This is a genomic window from Mastigocoleus testarum BC008, from assembly GCF_001456025.1.
Lineage (GTDB): Bacteria > Cyanobacteriota > Cyanobacteriia > Cyanobacteriales > Nostocaceae > Mastigocoleus > Mastigocoleus testarum.
This window is the reverse complement of sequence record NZ_LMTZ01000051.1, coordinates 1-19,352: the sequence shown is the minus strand read 5'-3', so window position 1 is coordinate 19,352 and position 19,352 is coordinate 1. Positions and strand designations below refer to the sequence as shown.

At 38.8% G+C, this 19,352-nt stretch carries 13 protein-coding genes; 5 read left to right on the top strand and 8 right to left on the bottom strand.

Annotated features, from left to right (window positions below; all coding sequences use genetic code 11):
• Nucleotides 1-237 precede the first annotated feature (237 nt).
• The 7 genes from BC008_RS09435 to BC008_RS09405 form a co-directional block, all read right to left on the bottom strand.
• A complete protein-coding gene (locus BC008_RS09435; RefSeq protein WP_027847092.1) occupies nt 238-1,092 on the bottom strand; it encodes an FAD-binding domain-containing protein in 855 nt (284 codons plus the stop codon).
• A gap of 304 nt (nt 1,093-1,396) precedes the next feature.
• Nucleotides 1,397-2,446, bottom strand: coding sequence for a type I glyceraldehyde-3-phosphate dehydrogenase (gene gap, locus BC008_RS09430; RefSeq protein ID WP_027847036.1), 1,050 nt, complete (start codon nt 2,444-2,446; stop codon nt 1,397-1,399).
• A gap of 550 nt (nt 2,447-2,996) precedes the next feature.
• Nucleotides 2,997-4,007 carry a 2-hydroxyacid dehydrogenase gene (locus BC008_RS09425; RefSeq protein ID WP_027845372.1) on the bottom strand — a complete coding sequence of 337 codons (1,011 nt, stop codon included), beginning with the start codon at nt 4,005-4,007 and terminating at the stop codon, nt 2,997-2,999.
• Nucleotides 4,008-4,345: 338 nt separating this feature from the next.
• On the bottom strand, nt 4,346-6,934 hold the full coding sequence (locus tag BC008_RS09420; protein ID WP_027845373.1) for a glycogen/starch/alpha-glucan phosphorylase: 2,589 nt from the start codon (nt 6,932-6,934) through the stop codon (nt 4,346-4,348).
• Nucleotides 6,935-7,256: 322 nt separating this feature from the next.
• Nucleotides 7,257-9,647: a phosphoketolase family protein gene (locus tag BC008_RS09415; RefSeq protein WP_027845374.1), complete on the bottom strand. Its 2,391-nt coding sequence runs from the start codon at nt 9,645-9,647 to the stop codon at nt 7,257-7,259.
• 794 nt (nt 9,648-10,441) lie between these two features.
• Nucleotides 10,442-11,011 carry a ribosome maturation factor RimM gene (gene rimM / locus BC008_RS09410; protein WP_027845375.1) on the bottom strand — a complete coding sequence of 190 codons (570 nt, stop codon included), beginning with the start codon at nt 11,009-11,011 and terminating at the stop codon, nt 10,442-10,444.
• Nucleotides 11,012-11,182: 171 nt separating this feature from the next.
• Complete coding sequence (locus tag BC008_RS09405; protein ID WP_027845376.1) at nt 11,183-12,454, bottom strand: valine--pyruvate transaminase; 1,272 nt, start codon at nt 12,452-12,454, stop codon at nt 11,183-11,185.
• 326 nt (nt 12,455-12,780) lie between these two features.
• Between BC008_RS09405 and BC008_RS09400 the strand changes: the two genes are divergently transcribed.
• The 4 genes from BC008_RS09400 to BC008_RS09385 all read left to right on the top strand — a co-directional run bounded on the left by BC008_RS09400 (nt 12,781) and on the right by BC008_RS09385 (nt 16,322).
• Nucleotides 12,781-13,518, top strand: coding sequence for a Uma2 family endonuclease (locus BC008_RS09400; RefSeq protein ID WP_082650523.1), 738 nt, complete (start codon nt 12,781-12,783; stop codon nt 13,516-13,518).
• Between the two features lie 525 nt (nt 13,519-14,043).
• Nucleotides 14,044-15,156 carry an S-(hydroxymethyl)glutathione dehydrogenase/class III alcohol dehydrogenase gene (locus tag BC008_RS09395; RefSeq protein WP_027846337.1) on the top strand — a complete coding sequence of 371 codons (1,113 nt, stop codon included), beginning with the start codon at nt 14,044-14,046 and terminating at the stop codon, nt 15,154-15,156.
• Between the two features lie 174 nt (nt 15,157-15,330).
• A complete protein-coding gene (locus tag BC008_RS09390; protein WP_027846336.1) occupies nt 15,331-15,885 on the top strand; it encodes a GNAT family N-acetyltransferase in 555 nt (184 codons plus the stop codon).
• Nucleotides 15,886-16,112: 227 nt separating this feature from the next.
• Nucleotides 16,113-16,322, top strand: a complete 210-nt coding sequence (locus tag BC008_RS09385) for a TOBE domain-containing protein (RefSeq protein WP_027846335.1) — start codon at nt 16,113-16,115, stop codon at nt 16,320-16,322.
• 78 nt (nt 16,323-16,400) lie between these two features.
• On the opposite strand, the gene BC008_RS09380 is transcribed toward BC008_RS09385, so the two are convergent.
• Nucleotides 16,401-18,068: a phytoene desaturase family protein gene (locus BC008_RS09380; protein ID WP_027846334.1), complete on the bottom strand. Its 1,668-nt coding sequence runs from the start codon at nt 18,066-18,068 to the stop codon at nt 16,401-16,403.
• Nucleotides 18,069-18,299: 231 nt separating this feature from the next.
• Between BC008_RS09380 and fghA the strand changes: the two genes are divergently transcribed.
• On the top strand, nt 18,300-19,139 hold the full coding sequence (gene fghA / locus BC008_RS09375; protein WP_036268342.1) for an S-formylglutathione hydrolase: 840 nt from the start codon (nt 18,300-18,302) through the stop codon (nt 19,137-19,139).
• Nucleotides 19,140-19,352 lie beyond the last annotated feature (213 nt).

Here is a 19,352-nt window from a genome sequence, read left to right as displayed (position 1 = left end):
ATATGTTCAAAACTTATTTTTTGTTTTTCCTCGAATAACGAATCAATCTGTATCTTACTTTTTCAGCAAGCCCTACTTATGATTGCTTTAGACTTTACTTTAGAACAAACAAAAAGTAATAGATTCCTAGGTATTTTTGATTTTTGACTTTTGACTTATGTCCTGCGGACACGCTATAGCTACGCTACCTTACGGATCCGCTAATGAATTTTGACTTTTTACTTCCGCGCAGCGGTACTAGCGTCGTTTTTTCTTGCCCTTTTGCCAACTCTGACTATTGGGCTTCCTAGTAAATTCTTTCTTCGGAAACAACTTCTCTTCTAATTCTTCGTAACTTCCCTCAAAATCACATTTACCTTTTAAAGAACATTCCTTACAGTAAACCCCTTCTGTATAACGTTCCAAGTTTTCCCGGTTAAAGAAGTAAGGTTTATGACTAAAGGTACTCGCAACCCATTGCCATGACATATTGTTACTTGCCGGATCACCATCTAATAAATGTTCCAAAAACCATTTTGCTCCAGCTTGCCAACGGATGCGCCGCCAATGGACAATATATGCAGCCATCCACATCCGCATATGATTATGCAGATAACCAGTTTCCCGCAACTGACGACTAAAGCTATCAATGCAATTTAATTCTGTATTACCTTCTCTAATTTCTTCTGGTAGTTCGGGCGCATACTCAGCAACGCTATAACCGGTTTTGTATTCTTCCCTATCTTCCCAAATACCATTTCCTAGTTTGAAATATAAACGTTGCCAATAATCCCGCCAACCAAATTCATTGATAAGTTTTGCCGCATCATCATCACTATTAACCTTACCCAAGACAAAATTTCGTGCTTCTCGCAAACTGAGAACCCCATGACGTAAATAAGGAGATAGTCGCGTGACATCACCTTTAATAAAATTACGTGTTTTTTCGTAGCGTTTTGGTTTGACTTTTTGTAATGCTTTCTTCGCAACTTGATGACCGCCTCTGATCTCACTGATATTATTGTCCCGTTTCGCAGCTTCGGGAAATTGTTCGCGTAAATATGCTACTAATTCGTCGCGGTTAGCAAAATCACGCCGCATATCTCGATCCATACTGATTTCTCTTTCGTCTTTTATTATATGCGTCGCAACTACACGCCGACATTGAGATTATTAGTTTACCACTTTAATCGACAGATCTGGAGAATATTTACCCTAAGTTCCCAGGCTTACATTCCTCCCTTGGGGGAGGTTAGGAGGGGGTTTTACTCAAGGGAGGTTAGGAGGGGATTTTACCCAAGGGAGGTTAGGAGGGGATTTTACCCAAGGAACTTCAGGAGGGGGTTTTACCCACGGGAACTCAGGAGAGGTTTTACCTGGGAACCAACCTCCCTCCTAGTTATTGCAAATCTAAGTCTTAAACTAGCGCAGCTTCTGCACCTGACAAAATCCCTTCTTTTTGTGCCATAAACATCATTAGGTCTATTACACGGTTTGAATAACCCCACTCGTTGTCATACCAGGAAACGATTTTAAAGAAATTGGAATTAAGTTCAATACCTGCACCGGCATCAAAAATACTAGAATGGAAGTCACCACGAAAATCATTAGAAACTACAGGGTCTTCTGTATATCCCAATACACCTTTAAGATTACTTTCAGATGCAGTTTTCATAGCTGCGCAGATTTCCTTGTAACTTGTGGCTTTTGTAGTCTTAAAAGTTAGATCGACTACAGAAACGTCAGGTGTGGGAACTCGGAATGCCATTCCAGTCAATTTACCTTTGAGTTCGGGTAAAACCAATGCTACAGCTTTAGCCGCACCTGTAGAAGCAGGGATTATATTTTGTGATGCACCGCGACCAGCGCGCATATCCTTCTTGGAAGGTCCATCCACGGTGGGCTGAGTGGCTGTCATTGCATGCACCGTAGTCATCAATCCTTCAGCCAAACCAAAGTTATCGTTAATGACTTTAGCTACGGGAGCTAAACAATTAGTCGTACAACTAGCATTAGAAACAATTGTATCTTTACTGCTATCAAATAATTCATGGTTTACACCCATGAGCAAAGTTTTGACTTTCTCTGGATCTTTAGTAGGAGCAGAAATTACAACTCTTTTAGCGCCAGCTTGCAAATGATTTGCTGCTCCATCATAAGTTGTGAAAAGTCCTGTAGCTTCTACAACATAATCAGCACCTAGTTTGCCCCAAGGTAGTTCTGAAGGGTTGCGGACACTGACACAGGGAATAAAATTACCGTCAACAACAATGCCGTCATCTTTGGCTTCAATAGTACCCTGGTAACTGCCGTGGGTAGAATCGTATTTCAGTAAGTAAGCTAAATTCGCTGGTGGAACTAAGTCATTGATTCCAACAAACTCAATGTTAGGATTTTTGATCCCAGCACGAAATACCAATCGACCAATACGACCAAATCCATTAATTGCAACTTTTAACTTTCCCACGGTTAACCTCCTAATATTTACTTTCTAGTTGACGACTGTTTGGGTAACAGAGCAGGTCGCCCATTATTTTGACACTTGATGATAAGCTCATCCCTACTCTGGATTTGGGGTGAACGCGGGCAAATAATGAATGTACTTTGTTTCCAACACCCTGTTATTTAATGCCCCATATCCACCATTTGTGAATATTCTCTTGACCAGATTTTGACAGCCGACTCCGGTTGAGGCGGATTTAATTCATATCTTTTAAGATTTCGCGCTGAAAGTGAAGTTATTTAATAACATTTTGTTTAAGTAATGAGTAATGAGTAATAAGTAAGAAGTAATGAGTAATAAGTAATGAGTAAGGAGCGTTAGCGTAAGCGCGCAAACGTACCGGATATGTTCCGTTCTGTAGGTAGCGCAGCTATAGCTATAGGTAGCGCAGGCTCTAGTTAATTCGTTGCTGCTGATTCTTGACTCCTGACTTCTGACTTCTTATTTCTGACTCCTGACTCCCGACTCCTAACTTCTTACTCCTTACTTTTTACTTCTTACTCCTACTTCTTACTCAAACAGCTATTCCTTGCTCTGCTATAACAAGATTGGGACAAGAATGCCCACTGTCAATGTCAGTAATGTTAGATATGGTGGCTTCGGCAATATTTTGTAGTGCGTTTCTAGTAAAAAATGCTTGATGCCCTGTTATAACTACGTTGGGAAAAGTTATTAAACGTCCAAAAATATCATCTTGAATAACTTGGTCTGATAAATCTTCAAAAAATAAGCTTCCTTCTAATTCGTATACATCTAACCCTAGGTGACCAATCCGTCCTGATTTGAGAGCTTTAATTACAGCTTTGGTATCAATGAGTCCGCCACGACTAGTATTAATTAGCATTGCACCGGGATTAAAATCCTTGAGTGACTCGCTGTTAATCATGTGATGGGATTCTGGAGTTAACGGACAATGAAGGGAAACAATATCCGAATCTCCGAGTAGCTCTGGTAATTCTACATATTTGACTCCCATATCTAAACAAGCTGGATTTTGATAAATATCGTAAGCGAGTAAGTTACAGCCAAACCCCTTCATAATTTGGGCAAAACAAACACCGATCTTACCGGTACCAACAATACCAACCGTGGAACCATACAGGTCAAATCCCAGTAAACCGTTCAGAGAAAAATTAGATTCCCTTACTCGGTTGAAAGCTCGGTGGTATTTGCGATTGAGAGTTAATATTAGTCCTACAGCATGCTCTGCAACTGCTTGGGGAGAATAAGATGGAACGCGGACAACTTTCATTCCCAGTTTTGCAGCTGCATGTAAATCTACATGATTAAAACCTGCAGAGCGCAAAGCGATTAGTTTTGTTCCTGTAGATGCAATTGTTTGTAATGTGTCGGCGTGAAGTTCATCATTAATAAATACACATACAGCCTCAAATCCTGATGCTAAAGTTGCTGTATCAGGAGTAAGTCTGGGCTCAAAAAAAACAAGTTCGTGACCACTTTCGGCGTTTGCGTCAGTAAGAAATTGGCGATCATAGGCTTTGGTACTAAAAACTGCTACTTTCATATTTTGGCGATTGGGGATTAGCGATCAGGGACTGGGAATTGGGAAACGGGATGTTAGCAAACGCTGAAACCTAATATAGCGCTAACGAATACTATTCGTCGTAGATGCGGTAAAACCTATCTGTAGTGAGCTTTTTGACTTGCGCGTAGTACTATATTACAGCACCAAAAATTTCTAGGAATACGTTAAGCTGATTCACTAAAAAGGTGCAGAGGCAAATATGTGCCCCATCACCCAAAAAGGAACGTAGAATATACAATTTACATTCCAAATCTTAAATAAGCTCTTATTAGCAATTAGCAATTACCAAAAACCAATTAGTAATCAATAACTAGCAATTACCAATGAACCTTGGAAACTTTCAAGTTCATATCTTCGGGACTATATTCCTTAAACTCAACAGGTACGGGCTCAACATGCCAAATTTCTTTGCAGTATTCACTAATAGCGCGATCTGATGAAAATTTACCCATGCGGGCTGTGTTGAGAATAGACATCCGAGTCCAATTATCTTCCTGGCGATATGCTTGACTTACCCGATCCTGAGTATCGATGTAGGATTGGTAATCAGCAAACAACATGTACTTGTCATTGTACAACAACGAATCTAGCAGGGGTCGGAACAATTGGGAATCACCATCGGAGAAATGTCCGCAAGCAATTAGCCTGATCACCTCTTGTAATTCAGAATTAGATTGGTAATATTCCTGGGGATTATAGCCTTTGGCTTTGAGTTCATATACTTCTGGAGTTGTTAATCCACATAAAAAGAAGTTTTCTGCACCGACTTCTTCACGGATTTCGACGTTTGCTCCATCTAAAGTTCCAATTGTTAAAGCACCATTGAGGGCAAATTTCATGTTACCCGTACCAGATGCTTCTTTTCCTGCTGTGGAAATTTGTTCTGACAGTTCGGCGGCTGCATATATTTGTTGACTCATGGAAACGTTGTAGTTGGACAAAAATGCCACTTTTAGACGTCCTTCTAAGCTGGGATCGTCATTAACTACAGCAGCTACTGAATTGATCAGTTTGATGATTAATTTAGCAATGAAATAACCAGGTGCAGCTTTTCCACCAAAAATAAACGTCCGGGGAAGAATATCCTCATTGGGATTGCGTTTAATTCGATTGTAAAGGGTGATTATATGCAGTACGTTGAGCAGTTGACGTTTATACTCATGCAATCGTTTGACTTGGACATCAAACAACGAGTTAGTATCAACCTGAATATGATTTTTGCGTTCAATGTATGCTGCTAAATCTTGTTTGTTGGCTTGTTTTATTTCTCGCCATGTTTGTCTAAATTGTGGATCGTCGGCAAATTGTTCTAATTTTCTTAGTTCGTCAAGGTTAGTAATCCAAGCTTCACCTATTTTCTCAGTAATCAGGTTAGAAAGTCTGGGATTACCCAAAAGTAACCAACGACGCGGTGTAACTCCATTAGTTTTATTAATAAACTTCTCTGGTGCGAGTTCGTAGAAATCTCGCAGAACATCTTGTTGGAGTAACTTGGTATGTAACGCAGCAACACCATTTATTTTACGGCTACCAACACAAGCTAGATTAGCCATCCGGACTTTTTTATCTGCGCCTTCTCCTTCAATCAAGGAAAGTCTAGCTATGCGTTCGTTGTCGCCAGGATAACGTTTCCTGACTTCACTTAAAAATCGGAAATTGATTTCGTAGATAATTTCCAGATGTCGGGGAAGCAAACGACCAAATAGATTTACAGACCAACGTTCTAATGCTTCTGGTAGCAAAGTATGGTTGGTGTAAGCAAAACAATTTTGGGTAATGTGCCATGCTTGCTCCCAATCCATTTGGTGAACGTCGATCAACAGTCGCATCAATTCGGCGATCCCGATAGATGGATGGGTGTCATTAAGTTGAATAGCTGATTTTTCGTGAAGATTATCAAGGCTATTGTAGTGATAAATATGACGGCGAATAATATCTTGTAAGGAGCAGGAAACGAAGAAATATTGTTGTTCCAAGCGCAGCTCTTTACCTTGAACGGTGTCATCGTTTGGATAAAGAACTTTGGAAATATTCTCAGAAAACATTTTGTTGGCGACCGCACCAAGATAATCCCCAGCATTGAAAGCATCTAAATCAAATTCATTGCTCGATTCTGCTTTCCACAACCGTAAAATATTAACTGTATTTACTCCATAGCCAGGAATGGGAGTATCATAAGGAATTCCAAATACTGTATGCTCTGGGATCCAATTAGTTTGATAACGTCCCTTAGTATCTGTATAGCTTTCTGTATGACCTCCAAATTTGACTTCGGTTCGATACTCTGGAAGAGAAACCTCCCAAGCATTACCAAAGCTTAGCCATTTATCAGGTCTCTCCGCTTGCCAACCATTACGGATTTCTTGCTCAAAAATTCCAAATTCGTAACGAATACCATAGCCAACTGCAGGTATTTCCAAAGTTGCAAGGGAATCGAGATAACAAGCCGCCAATCTTCCTAAACCACCATTACCTAATCCTGGCTCGTGCTCTTTTTCCAGGAGATCGTCTAGTTCGAGCCCTGACTCTCGCAGCACTTTGCGGACTCTTTCATATATGCCTAAATTAATTAAGCTATTACCGGTATAACGCCCCATCAAAAACTCTGCAGAAAGATAATAAACGACTTTTGAATCTTCCTGGATATGGGTTCTAGCGGTTTGAATTCGCCTTTTAATTAACCGATCGCGCATACTACGGGCAATTGCCATATAGTAATCATACGGTGTAGCAAAGTAATTATCTTTACCTTGGCCGTAATGAAGATTATCAACAATTGCCCGCTTAAGAGATTGCTCGCTCATGCCAGTACGGTCATCTTCAACCCGAACTAAACCGGAATCTGGGACTTGGGTATCTTGTGGTGCGAATTGGCGATAATCCCGATCGAATGACTTGTTATGCATTGTAAATTAAGAGAAAACAGATTGAGGATGATGATAACGAAGTATACAAGAACGATCGGGGTTTCGACGAGTATTTGGCGATCGGGAATTGGGGATCGGGCACTGGGCTTCAGATAAAGGAAATTGGGGATCGGAGTATTAAAGTCGGGGATCTGGGGATACAGTATTTCATTCGTTTCAATAATTACATATCCCTATTCACCTCGTTTGCCGTAGGCATGTAACCTTAAAATTGCTACGAGCCCATATATTTCCTGATTACCACTCACCGCTTGCGGCACGGGCTTTTACCGACTACCAATTACCAGTTAAAAATAACCAATTAAACATCGTCATAACTCCAATGCCAGTCAAGAACTTCTGGCATATCTACTCCGTGTTCGGCAACGTAATGCTTATGTTCTATAAGTTTGTCTTGTAACATTTGTTTGACATAAGCTGCGGATGACCCTAGTTGAGGTACCCGTTCAATAACATCTATTGCCAGGTGGAAGCGATCCAGGTCATTCATGACCACCATATCAAATGGAGTGGTTGTAGTTCCTTCTTCTTTGTAACCCCGAACGTGCAAGTTATTGTGATTAGTACGACGATAAGTGAGACGGTGGATTAACCAGGGATAACCATGAAAGGCAAAAATAATTGGTTTATCAGTTGTGAACAAACTGTCAAAGTCTTTATCATTTAAACCGTGGGGATGTTCAGTCTCTGGCTGCAATGTCATTAAGTCTACCACGTTAACTACCCGGACTTTAAGATCGGGGAAGTTTTGTCGCAAAATATCCACAGCGGCTAATGTTTCTAAAGTCGGAGCATCTCCGGCACAAGCCATTACAACATCAGGTTCGCCACCTTGGTCGTTACTTGCCCATTCCCAAATTCCTATTCCTTTAGTGCAGTGCTTGATTGCAGAATCTATGTCTAAGTACTGTAAAGACGGTTGTTTACCGGCAATAATTACATTTACATAGTGACGGCTACGCAGACAATGGTCTGTTACTGATAGTAAACAATTTGCATCAGGGGGTAAATAAACCCGAACTACTTCAGATTTTTTGTTGACAACATGGTCGATAAAACCGGGATCTTGGTGGGAAAAACCGTTATGATCTTGTCGCCAAACGTGGCTGGTTAATAAATAATTCAATGAAGCAATCGGTCTGCGCCAGGGTATATGACGAGTTGTTTTTAACCATTTGGCGTGTTGGTTAAACATTGAGTCGATGATGTGAATAAATGCTTCATAACAGGAAAAATACCCATGACGACCCGTGAGCAGATATCCCTCTAACCAACCTTGACAGGTATGTTCGCTGAGGATTTCCATAACCCTACCGTCAGCAGCGAGGTTATCATCGTAATCAAGGGTTTGTGCGACCCAAGTTCTTTTAGAAACATCAAATATGTCTGCAAGGCGGTTAGACGCTGTTTCATCGGGACCAAATACCCGAAAATTACGACTATCTAAATTGAGTTTCATCACATCCCGGAGAAACTTACCGGAAATGCGGGTTGCTTCAGCTTTAATTTCCGCAGGTTCTTTAAACTCTACGGCATAATCGCGAAAATCAGGCATTTTTAAGTCCCGCAGTAATATACCACCGTTAGCATGGAGGTTATCACCCATCCGTAGATGTCCTTCGGGAGCCAGTTCTGCTAGTTCCGTAATTAATTGACCATTTCCATCAAAGAGTTCTTCTGGCTTGTAACTCTTCATCCAGGTTTCCAGCTGTTTGACGTGGTCTGGTTCCGCTGCCATATTCGATAAAGGAACTTGGTGCGATCGCCAATAATCTTCAGTTTTCTTACCATCGACTTCTTTCGGTCCCGTCCAACCTTTAGGCGATCGCAGAATAATCATCGGCCATTGAGGGCGCTTTTCGATACCATTTTTCCGAGCTTCTTCTTGGATATCTTTAATTTCATGAATTGCAGCATCCAAAGTTGCAGCCATCAATTGGTGCATTGTTTCGGGATCGGAACCCTCTACAAAATAGGGCTTATAACCATAACCAATAAACAGACTTTGCAATTCTTCGTGGCTCATTCTTGCCAATATTGTCGGGTTAGCAATTTTATAGCCATTTAGATGCAAAATCGGTAGCACAGCACCATCATGAACTGGGTTGAGAAACTTATTAGAATGCCAACTGGTAGCTAAAGGTCCGGTTTCTGCTTCACCGTCACCAACCACACAAGCAACGATTAAATCAGGATTATCAAATGCTGCACCATAGGCATGGGAAACAGCATAACCAAGTTCCCCGCCTTCATGAATACTTCCTGGAGTTTCTGGTGCTACATGTGAAGGAATACCACCAGGGAAAGAAAACTGTTTGAACAGCTTCCTCATTCCCTCGGCATCTTCGGAAATATTGGGATAATACTCACTATAAGTTCCTTCCAAATATGTATTAGCAACCAATCCAGGACCACCATGACCGGGACCAGCAATATAAATTACGCTTAGATCGTTTTTCTTGATTACCCGGTTGAGATGAACGTAAACAAAATTTAAACCGGGAGTCGTTCCCCAATGACCGAGGAGCCTTGGCTTAACATGTTCTATCTTCAGGGGTTCCTTAAGTAAGGGATTATCTAAGAGATAAATTTGACCAACAGAGAGATAATTTGCTGCTCGCCAGTACGCATTCATTTTACGCAATTCATCTGCTGCGAGCGGTTTTGTTTGTGGAGCACTTGCTAAAGTCATAAATTAAACTCCATTTAACTCAATAACTATGTTTTTGGTATTCTCAGAACTACAAACTTGATGACCTATAAACTTAGTAAATGACAACCTCATCAGTTTACTTACTAAGTTAAGAGTGTCACTTTTTCGTTAATATTTTCTTGCCTTTAGAAATACTTAAGCTTCACCCATAAATAATGTTTACAACTAATCAAAATTGATGATTTAGTGATTAATCAAATCAAAAAAAATTGGGGGATTCTCGCTATCTGCAAAGCTTTACAACAAATAACTGCTTACATAGTTGCTTGTATAGACAAATGCTAGATGGATAAAAATTAAATAATAATTAATTTTTGACAACTATTTACACAGTAAATTAATAACTTTTAGGCAGTCTAACATAAAAAATATACACTTGATTATGTTAACCAAATTTTAACCCAGATAACAACTGATAAATATTCTTGGTAGTTATCAGATAGATTGATCTTTGTAATTAATTGTAATAGTTAAACTTAATATTATTAGAATCTATGTCTTCAGATTATAAGCAGAAAATCAGTTTACAATATTCGGTAATTAACAGATTGTAGATGATTATTTTGAACAATACTCTGATGTTTTTGATTTTTGCTGTACAGATATAATTCTAATTTTAGATGCCAATAATTTATTTAGTTAACAATTTTGTGTAATATAAAAAAATAATGACAAAATAATACTTATCAATGATATAAACTTATGGCTTGCATAAGTTATTAATCATTAATTAGTTAGTACTTAATCATAAGCAGCTAATTATTTTTCATAAATTATTTTTCATTGATAGTTAATAAACCTGGTGGTGGTGTAATCTCAATTCTGCTATCTTCCAAATCAACGACGGGAGCAATCGCTCTCACGAAAGGAATTAAAACATTTTGCTTGTCTTGTTTCTTCTTCTCAGGCTTCTTGCTCTCAGAATCTTGTAATTCAACCTCCAGCAGATCGTTACCTGCAGGAATCACATCAATAACTTTACCAATCAGTTCGCCGGACTCTTGAAGAAAAACTGATAAGCCAATCAAATCCATTACGTGATATTCATCTTCTCCCAACTGGGGGCGATCGGTTTCGGGAACCAACAACTTGCAACCGCGTAACTCTTCTGCTCGGTCGCGATATTCGATTCCAGCCAGTTTTATTACATATAATTTTTTTCCTTCTAAATAACGTCCTTTTTTTAGTTCCACAGGTTCAGGTTCGCTTTTTCCCGGACGTAATAACCAACGCTGTCCGGGAACTTCAAAACGTTCGGGAAAATCAGTTTCTGGATAAACCCGCATCTCTCCTTGTAAACCCTGTGGAGCAACTATTTTTCCAATTTCTAGCCAACCATCCATCAGTTATCAGTTAACAGTTAACAGTTATCACTGTAGGGTGTGTCAGGCGTGCAATAGAATATCTTTTTTAGGTTATCCTTATCACCGCGCCATAACGCACCGCTACATAAGATTAATATACAAAGGTTTTTATTTAGGTGCGCAAGAGAATGTCTTTTTTTAGCTCATCAATTATCTATCTTGATAAACAGTTTGAGCAACTTGGGCTAACTGTTCCATTGCGATCGTGATTTCTTGATCGCTACCCGTAAGACTAATACGGAAACACTGCTGTTTGTGTTCCCATTCTTGATTCAAGCCAGGAAAGAAAGTACTACCTGGTACAACAATAACCCCAACCTCTTTCAGGCGTTGGTAAAATTCCCAGTCTGTAATTGGTAAGTTTTGCAACCATAACCAAGCAAAAATAGCACCTTCACCACGATGTAGGAACCAAGGTAAACTATCCGGCATAGCCGAGTCTAAGGTACTTTCTAATACTGTAAATTTATTTTGATAAAAGGGGCGAATCACAGTTTTACTAATTTCTACCAGAGCCCCAGAATCAATCGCGTAGGCTGCAATTGCTTGTCCGTAACGAGACGGATGAATGCACATATTGGTTTGAAAAGACTGCAAAACCTCAATAACCCGTTCATCACCAATAGCAATTCCAATACGTTCCCCCGGCAAACCTGCTTTTGATAAGCTCATGCAATGGACAATATTCCCACCAAATTTTGGCGTCATATCAGTAAAGTTTAATGCTGGGAATGGGGGTGCATATGCTGAGTCTATGAATACTGGCACATCATGGGGTTTAGCCATCAAGGCAATTTTATTTACTTCATCATCCGTGAGTACATTACCCGTTGGATTGCAGGGACGAGAAAATATTACACAACCAGTATTTTCAGTTATCGCTAATTGACTAAAATCAGGGCGGTATTTAAATCGGTGAGATGAAGCATCGATATCCAAAGTCGGTTTATAAGCAATTAAAGCTTCCGGTACTAAACAGACGCCACCATAACCAGTATAATCAGGACTCAGAGGTAAAATAATTTGTTTGAGTTCGCCATTACTGGTGTAACCCCCAAAAGCATTTGCAGCATAGAAGTATAAACTTTGGCTGCCCGGTGTTAATAAAATATTACGCGCACTTAAATTTAATTCATACCGTCGGTTAAAATCCTTAACAATAGCTTCAATCAAAGGTGCATAACCCTGTGAAGAACCGTAGCGACATACAACCTCACCATAATCTGGGCTAGCTAATAACTGTGCAGTACAATCGCGCCATAACTGTTCTACTTCTGGCAGAATTAACGGATTCCCCGCACTTAAATTAATTAAATCCTTACCTTTGCTTGCTTCCAAGGTTTCAATCACATCCTTCATGATGGCTCTAACACCACTCAGGTTGGACATTTGGGCACCAATTTTTGTTAGAGCAGGATTCATAGGTAGGGAAGGGTGGCTGAAACAACTATATTAATAAAACTATTGTATTAGTTCGTGCACCAACAATAATTTCACACATTATTGTATTAGTTCGCGCAAAAACAATAATTTCACAAACTCATACAAAATATGAAGAAATCTTCGTTCCCATTATGTGATATCCAGATCTAAATCCTGATAGGATAATTTTTAAGATTTACTCAAGTTGCCCCTTACTTATGAAAATCCTCAAAATACTTTAATACAAAGGAATATCACAGCTCTACCAATAGATGATTCAAGCTTTCCGAAGTAACGGGTTAGAAGTAACACTTAATATTCTAAAAATGAATAACAAAGAATCTTATCGCACCCAACCTAGTTGGAAAAAGTCCCAGATATCTGTATTTATTCCCAAAGGTTACGACCTCAATGCTATATCCAACAAACCGAAAAATTCCTTGGAACTGCAATTAGAACCGGGAGAAAAATTAATCCTACAGCCTGTTTCTTGGCAAAGATTAAATCAAATATTAGTTGAACTAGAGCAAAATCGTTCCTTCAGAATCGCATATGCTGATAAAGTTCTAGAAATTATGGCTCCCCTAGGAGATGAGGAAAGGGGAAAGCTTGTAATTGCAAGCTTACTTGAGATGTCGCTGAAATCTCAGGAAAAATCTTGGAATTCCTTTGGGTCAACTACTTTAAAGAGTGAGAGTCGAGGAGTCGCAATCGAGCCAGATAACTGCTTTTACATTCAAAACCATCAAGAGGTCGCCGGTAAAAAGACATTAAACTTGACTCAGCAACCACCGCCAGATTTAGTCATAGATACTGATGGTGTGTCTATAAACAAAGTTGTTGCTTATCAAGAATTGAGGGTACCAGAATTATGGATTTATGCTGATGGTGCCTTAAAAATTTATATCTTAGTTAACAGCGAGTATATGGAGTTCAATACTTCTCCAAATTTTCCCGATCTCCCAGTTGCAAAAATTATTCCTCAATTTGTTGAGCGTGCTAATATCTTTGGGGTTCCTAAAGCCCTGGAAGAATTCGAGTCATATCTTAAAAAACTCAAGTGAAATTTCGGTAAAAGGGAACAGTGAACAGGGGACAGGGAAAAGGGAATAAGAAAAAATACTAGGAAATTCCAGTAAATTAAATAGCCCATTTAGATATTGCATTTTTTCAGATGNTTAGCGCTAAAGCGCTACTACTAGCCAAATACAGATATTTTATATTTATTTACATAGTTTACTTTTTTCTCGCCTACTTACTTAAGATGTGATCGTGCAATGACCCATCAACAAGATTAGTTGTATTGGGAGATTTATAGTTTGGTATTCCCTTGTTTGATAATTTTGAGGGGATTATTTGAGGGGGTTATATTGACTGTTGCCAAAAATCTATTTTTTAGCTGCTATATTTGCTATTTCTTTAATTTATGTAACCAGAGCTAGCTGTGTCGGTATTCATAAGATAACCTTTAACTTGCATCAAAGTGTGAATAATTTTCTCCAATATTTGCCAATATCAAATTTGCCAATATCAACTTAATAAAATCACATCAGATAATTTAGGAAATATACACAGAAGGACAGTAGAAAGTGGAAGTTAAAGCAGCAATCGCTTACGAGGCAGGTAAACCGCTAAGTATTGAAACGGTGCAACTTGAAGGTCCCAAAGCTGGCGAAGTGATGGTAGAAATAAAAGCCAGCGGAGTCTGTCACACCGACGCTTACACTCTTTCTGGTAGAGATCCTGAGGGTTTATTTCCTGCAATTTTAGGACATGAAGGTGCAGGTGTTGTAGTCGAGGTTGGTAAAGAAGTAACTAGCCTGAAAAAGGGCGATCGCGTGATTCCTTTGTATACCCCAGAGTGTCGTCAATGCGAATATTGTCTCAGCTTCAAAACAAATCTTTGCCAAGCTATCCGCGCTACCCAAGGTAAAGGTTTAATGCCTGATGGTACTAGTCGTTTTTCCATTGGTGGTCAAAAGTTGCACCATTACATGGGTACTTCTACTTTCGCTAACTATACCGTTTTACCAGAAATTGCTCTTGCCAAAATTCGTGAAGATGCTCCTTTTGATAAGGTTTGTTATATCGGCTGCGGCGTGACCACAGGTATAGGTGCTGTAATCTATACAGCAAAAGTAGAACCCGGTGCTAATGTAGTCGTCTTTGGTTTGGGTGGTATTGGTTTAAATGTGATTCAAGGAGCGCGGATGGTGGGAGCCAATAAAATTATTGGTGTAGATATTAATACCAAAAAACGCTCCTTAGCAGAAAAATTTGGGATGACCCACTTTGTCAATCCCAATGAAGTTGAAGGTGATTTAGTTAAATATTTAGTCGATTTAACCGATGGTGGTGCAGACTATAGCTTTGAGTGTATTGGTAATGTCAAAGTTATGCGTCAAGCCCTGGAATGTTGCCATAAGGGTTGGGGTCAAAGCATTATTATTGGTGTTGCAGGTGCAGGTGAAGAAATTAGTACTCGTCCCTTTCAGTTAGTAACCGGGCGAGTTTGGAAAGGTTCAGCATTTGGTGGTGCAAGGGGGCGAACTGATGTACCAAAAATTGTTGATTGGTATATGGAAGGAAAAATCAATATTGATGATTTGATTACCCACGTAATGCCAATTGAAAAAATTAACGATGCCTTTGATTTAATGCATCAAGGCGATTCCATTAGAAGTGTAGTCACGTTTAATTAGACCATTAAAGCATATAATCATATAAAAATAACTCAATTCAACCGAATTCTGAGAATTTGTGGTTCCTGCAGGCTATGTGTGAACATTGCATTTATATAACTATTTTTATTTGGTGAGATAATAATTGTTATTGATAAATCGCAGTTAATAAATCGCAATCTTTTGCATGAATATATGCTTTACAAATTTCCAAAATTAGAATCAGAAAGTTTAGTCTTAAGAGAAATCAAATTATCTGATGCAGAAGCTATTTATCGAATATTTTCCGATCCAAGAGTCCTTAGATATCATGATTTAGAAGAATTTAAAAATATTGAAGAAGCTAAATATCTAATTTATAGTTTAAGTGAAGGTTTTAGGGAGCAGGAAGTTATACGTTGGGGGATAGCAAAGAAGAGAGAAAATATAATAATTGGAACTTGTGGTTATAGTGGGTGGAACAAAAATCGTTTACGTGCAGAAATTGGTTATGAGCTTTCTCAAGCTCATTGGAGAAAGGGAATCATGACTAAAGCTCTTAGTGCTGTAATTCGTTATGGTTTTGAAACAATGCAATTAAACCGAATCGAAGCGACTGTTATGTTACCAAATATTGCATCTATGAAGTTATTACAAAAACTAGGTTTTCGAGAGGAAGGTATCTTAAGAGAACGTGGTTTTTGGAAGGGTCATTTTCACGATTTGAGAATGTTTGCGCTGCTGAAAAAAGATTATGTATCAAGTTGGTAATTGGTAATTGGTATACGCCCGCGCCTAACGGCGAAGATTACTCAAAAAATATGTCTTCTCTTATTTTACATTCTTTACTTCTGACTTTCGAATACTGCTTCTGAACTAAAAAATATAAATATTAACAGCGTTTAACTTTAATAGTGAATAAAAATGGAAGAAAACCATTGAAATCAGTCACTATTGCTAATATTTAATCATAAAAATGACTATATCGGTATTCAATAATGAAAATTAGCGCTCGCAATACTCTTAAGGGAACTGTCAAAAAAATTGTACCTGGGGTTGTCAGTGCTGAAGTTACTTTGGAAGTGGCTCCAGGGGTAGAAGTTGTAGCAGTTATTACTAAGTCTTCTGCAGACAGTTTAAAACTTAGCTTGGGTAAAGAGGCTTATGCAGTGATTAAAGCGACTGAAGTTATGGTTGCTGTTGATTAGATTGTTTTGGTATCACAGATTTTTTTGTAGAGATCTTCCACGGAAGATCCCTAAATCTTCTACTATGCAAATATTGAGTCATTTGGACTTGCTTTTTGCTGCACTAGCAAATACCTCTGGGAATGAAATACCACCAGGTATATCGCTTAGGGTGAAAACACCTCCCATCATTGCACCGACAATTCCTGAGGAGCAAACATCAGAACCTGTAAGGTATAAACCGGGTAATGGTGTTTTCGGAGTTGTCCAAGCTGAATTTTGCGGATCGAAGCGATCGCACACAGCAGGAAGTCCGTAGATCGCTCCTTGGTGATGAGCGGTAAAATGTTCATTGGTTAAGGGTGTAGAAAGTTCTTTATATATAATGGTGTCAGCAAACCCAGGATAGTATTTATCTACAAAATCAATTAGCCTATCCATCAGACGTTGTTTTAGTTGCTGATAAGTATCATCACGGTGTAGCCAAGGTTGATTTTTCCATTGGACAAAAGGCTCGTAATCACTATCAACAATAATTTCGGCTGTATGATTTTCTGCTTTTGGATCTTTCAACGAAGGAAATGAAAGATAGACATTCAAAGGTTTAGCGTTGTCATTAATCCAACTACCTCTATGTTCATAAATTTTCTCATGGTCAATGCTGCTATAAATCCAGTGATTTTCACCTTTGAAACCTAATTTTCTCGGATCTTCAGAGAATCCTAAATATACAGTTAGATTAGTTGTAGGCGAATACTGTTTGATAAATCTTTGTAGGGAGTCTCGAAAGGGAATTGGATAATCCCGAGGGATTAGTTTTAGGTAAGTATTTGCAGCACCAACATTGGAGACTATCACAGGTGCATAATATTCTTCTTTCGCTGAAGAACTTGCTATGTCAAGATTATCTTTTGTATTTACATTTTTGGTATTTACATTTTGAGCATTTAGTTTACGAACTCTTACTCCTACCGCACTTCCGTCTTCAATTAAAACTTCAGTAACTTCCCGATTCAGCAAAAATTTTCCACCGGATTTTTCGACAATTTTCGTCACACTAGCAGCAATTTCACCTGCTCCTCCCACAGGATAATACCCACCACTGAGATAATGTTGCACAATCGTTGCATGTTGCACAAAAGCACAAATACTTGGAGGAAGTCCGTAGTCTCCCCACTGAGATACCAGTAAAGCCTTAAGTGTTGGATCTTGAAAATGCTTATCCAAGTAGTCTTTCACTGTGAGATTCAGGGGAAATCTATTCCATAATTTACCTGCACTCCCCAGTAATTTAACTGGTAAAGAACTACTTTTTGCCATTGAGTCATTAATTAAGGCTCCTGCAGCTTTCTTTACATCTCGAAAATATTGGCGAATGGATGACTTTTCTTGAGGGAATAGTTTAATCAGGTCAGCAATATATCTCTTTTCATCTCCGTACACATTGAAACTAAACTCCGGATAAACGAACTTCTCAAAGGGTTCCGGCATTTTATTCCATTGGACATGATTTGCTGTGACTAGGTCAAATATACCTCGCATCTGCGAACCTGATTCCATTTCTCCCACATAATGTAACCCCACATCCCAGTGAAATTGCTTACGTTTAAAATCATGAGTAAAACCACCTGCTTTAAAGTGACGCTCCAGTACCAAAACTCTTTTATTGCGCAATTGGCTCATTAAACTTGCGACTGTAAGAGCTCCCATACCAGAACCGATAAGTATTAAATCATATTCATTTCGTGCTAATTGTTTCCCGCTCATTTGGAATACCTCCTGGAAGCGAAATATCCTTATACTCAAATAATTGCATACTAAATTTATATATGCAACTTGTTTACTATTAAAATATATGAATACAAATTAAGGAATTCTACAAATACTTACTTCCAACAATCTGAGTTCTCGCGACAAAAGGTGTTTAAAATATTCTTTGGTTATTAGTTATTTTTACTTTTTTCTTTATTCTTCCTGGATTTAAGGCAGTTCGTAAATATGATTAAACTCAACTCAGAATATAAAACCTTCGGTGGAAAACTTGGCTTTTATTCTCATTTTTCTTCCAGTTGCAATAGTGAAATGCGCTTTGCAGTTTATCAACCGCCCCAAGCGACGTCTCAAAATGTACCCGTTCTTTATTGGTTGTCTGGTTTAACCTGCACTGAAGAAAACTTTATGATTAAAGCCGGAGCGCAAAAATATGCTGCAGAACATGGTTTATTATTAGTTGCACCAGATACTAGTCCTCGCAACACAGGTATTTTAGGTGAAGATGAAAGCTGGGATTTTGGTACAGGTGCGGGCTTTTATGTGGATGCGACGGAAATACCCTGGTCATCTCATTACAAGATGTACAGTTATGTTGTTGAAGAGTTACCTAATGTAATTGCTGAGAATTTCCCGGTCAATCTTGATAAACAAAGTATTTTTGGTCACTCTATGGGTGGACATGGTGCTTTGATCTGTGCGATGCGTAACCCCGAAAAATATAAATCAGTTTCAGCATTTGCGCCTGTTGTTGCACCAATGCAGTGTCCTTGGGGAGAAAAAGCTTTAAGTGGTTACCTAGGGGATAACAAAGATACTTGGAGTAACTATGATGCAACTGAATTAGTGAAGAAAATTGGTTTTCATTCTCCAATTTTGATCGATCAAGGTACCGCTGATAGTTTTTTCCAACAAAAGCAACTACTTCCAGAATTATTTGAAAAAGCTTGTGCACAAGTCAAACAACCTTTGAATTTACGTTATCAAGAAGGTTATGACCACAGTTATTATTTTATTGCTTCTTTTATGGAAGATCATATTCACCATCATGCGATTTTTCTCAATTAATACAGTTTTGTGATTGATAAGTGTTTGTAAAAGTAAATCAAGTAGTATTTACTAAGATAATTCTTATTACTGCTATGAAGCTGTTAACTGGTCAGCAGTCTGTACAACAAAATCACTGGCTTCTTTGAGCTTCATAGTAGTTATAGCAACCGCCAGGTTAGCTAGGACGCTAAAGTCAAGACATGCTCCATGGCTTCTCGCAGTGTTCCAAAA

Excerpts from the sequence above, each read along its gene's own strand:
- BC008_RS09405 (WP_027845376.1), bottom strand. The coding sequence starts at position 12,454 with ATGAATCCTGCTCTAACAAAAATTGGTGCCCAAATGTCCAACCTGAGT.
- rimM (WP_027845375.1), bottom strand. The coding sequence starts at position 11,011 with ATGGATGGTTGGCTAGAAATTGGAAAAATAGTTGCTCCACAGGGTTTA.
- BC008_RS09390 (WP_027846336.1), top strand. The coding sequence starts at position 15,331 with ATGCTTTACAAATTTCCAAAATTAGAATCAGAAAGTTTAGTCTTAAGA.
- BC008_RS09400 (WP_082650523.1), top strand. The coding sequence starts at position 12,781 with ATGAATAACAAAGAATCTTATCGCACCCAACCTAGTTGGAAAAAGTCC.
- BC008_RS09435 (WP_027847092.1), bottom strand. The coding sequence starts at position 1,092 with ATGGATCGAGATATGCGGCGTGATTTTGCTAACCGCGACGAATTAGTA.
- BC008_RS09420 (WP_027845373.1), bottom strand. The coding sequence starts at position 6,934 with ATGCATAACAAGTCATTCGATCGGGATTATCGCCAATTCGCACCACAA.
- BC008_RS09415 (WP_027845374.1), bottom strand. The coding sequence starts at position 9,647 with ATGACTTTAGCAAGTGCTCCACAAACAAAACCGCTCGCAGCAGATGAA.
- BC008_RS09385 (WP_027846335.1), top strand. The coding sequence starts at position 16,113 with ATGAAAATTAGCGCTCGCAATACTCTTAAGGGAACTGTCAAAAAAATT.
- BC008_RS09425 (WP_027845372.1), bottom strand. The coding sequence starts at position 4,007 with ATGAAAGTAGCAGTTTTTAGTACCAAAGCCTATGATCGCCAATTTCTT.
- fghA (WP_036268342.1), top strand. The coding sequence starts at position 18,300 with ATGATTAAACTCAACTCAGAATATAAAACCTTCGGTGGAAAACTTGGC.
- BC008_RS09380 (WP_027846334.1), bottom strand. The coding sequence starts at position 18,068 with ATGAGCGGGAAACAATTAGCACGAAATGAATATGATTTAATACTTATC.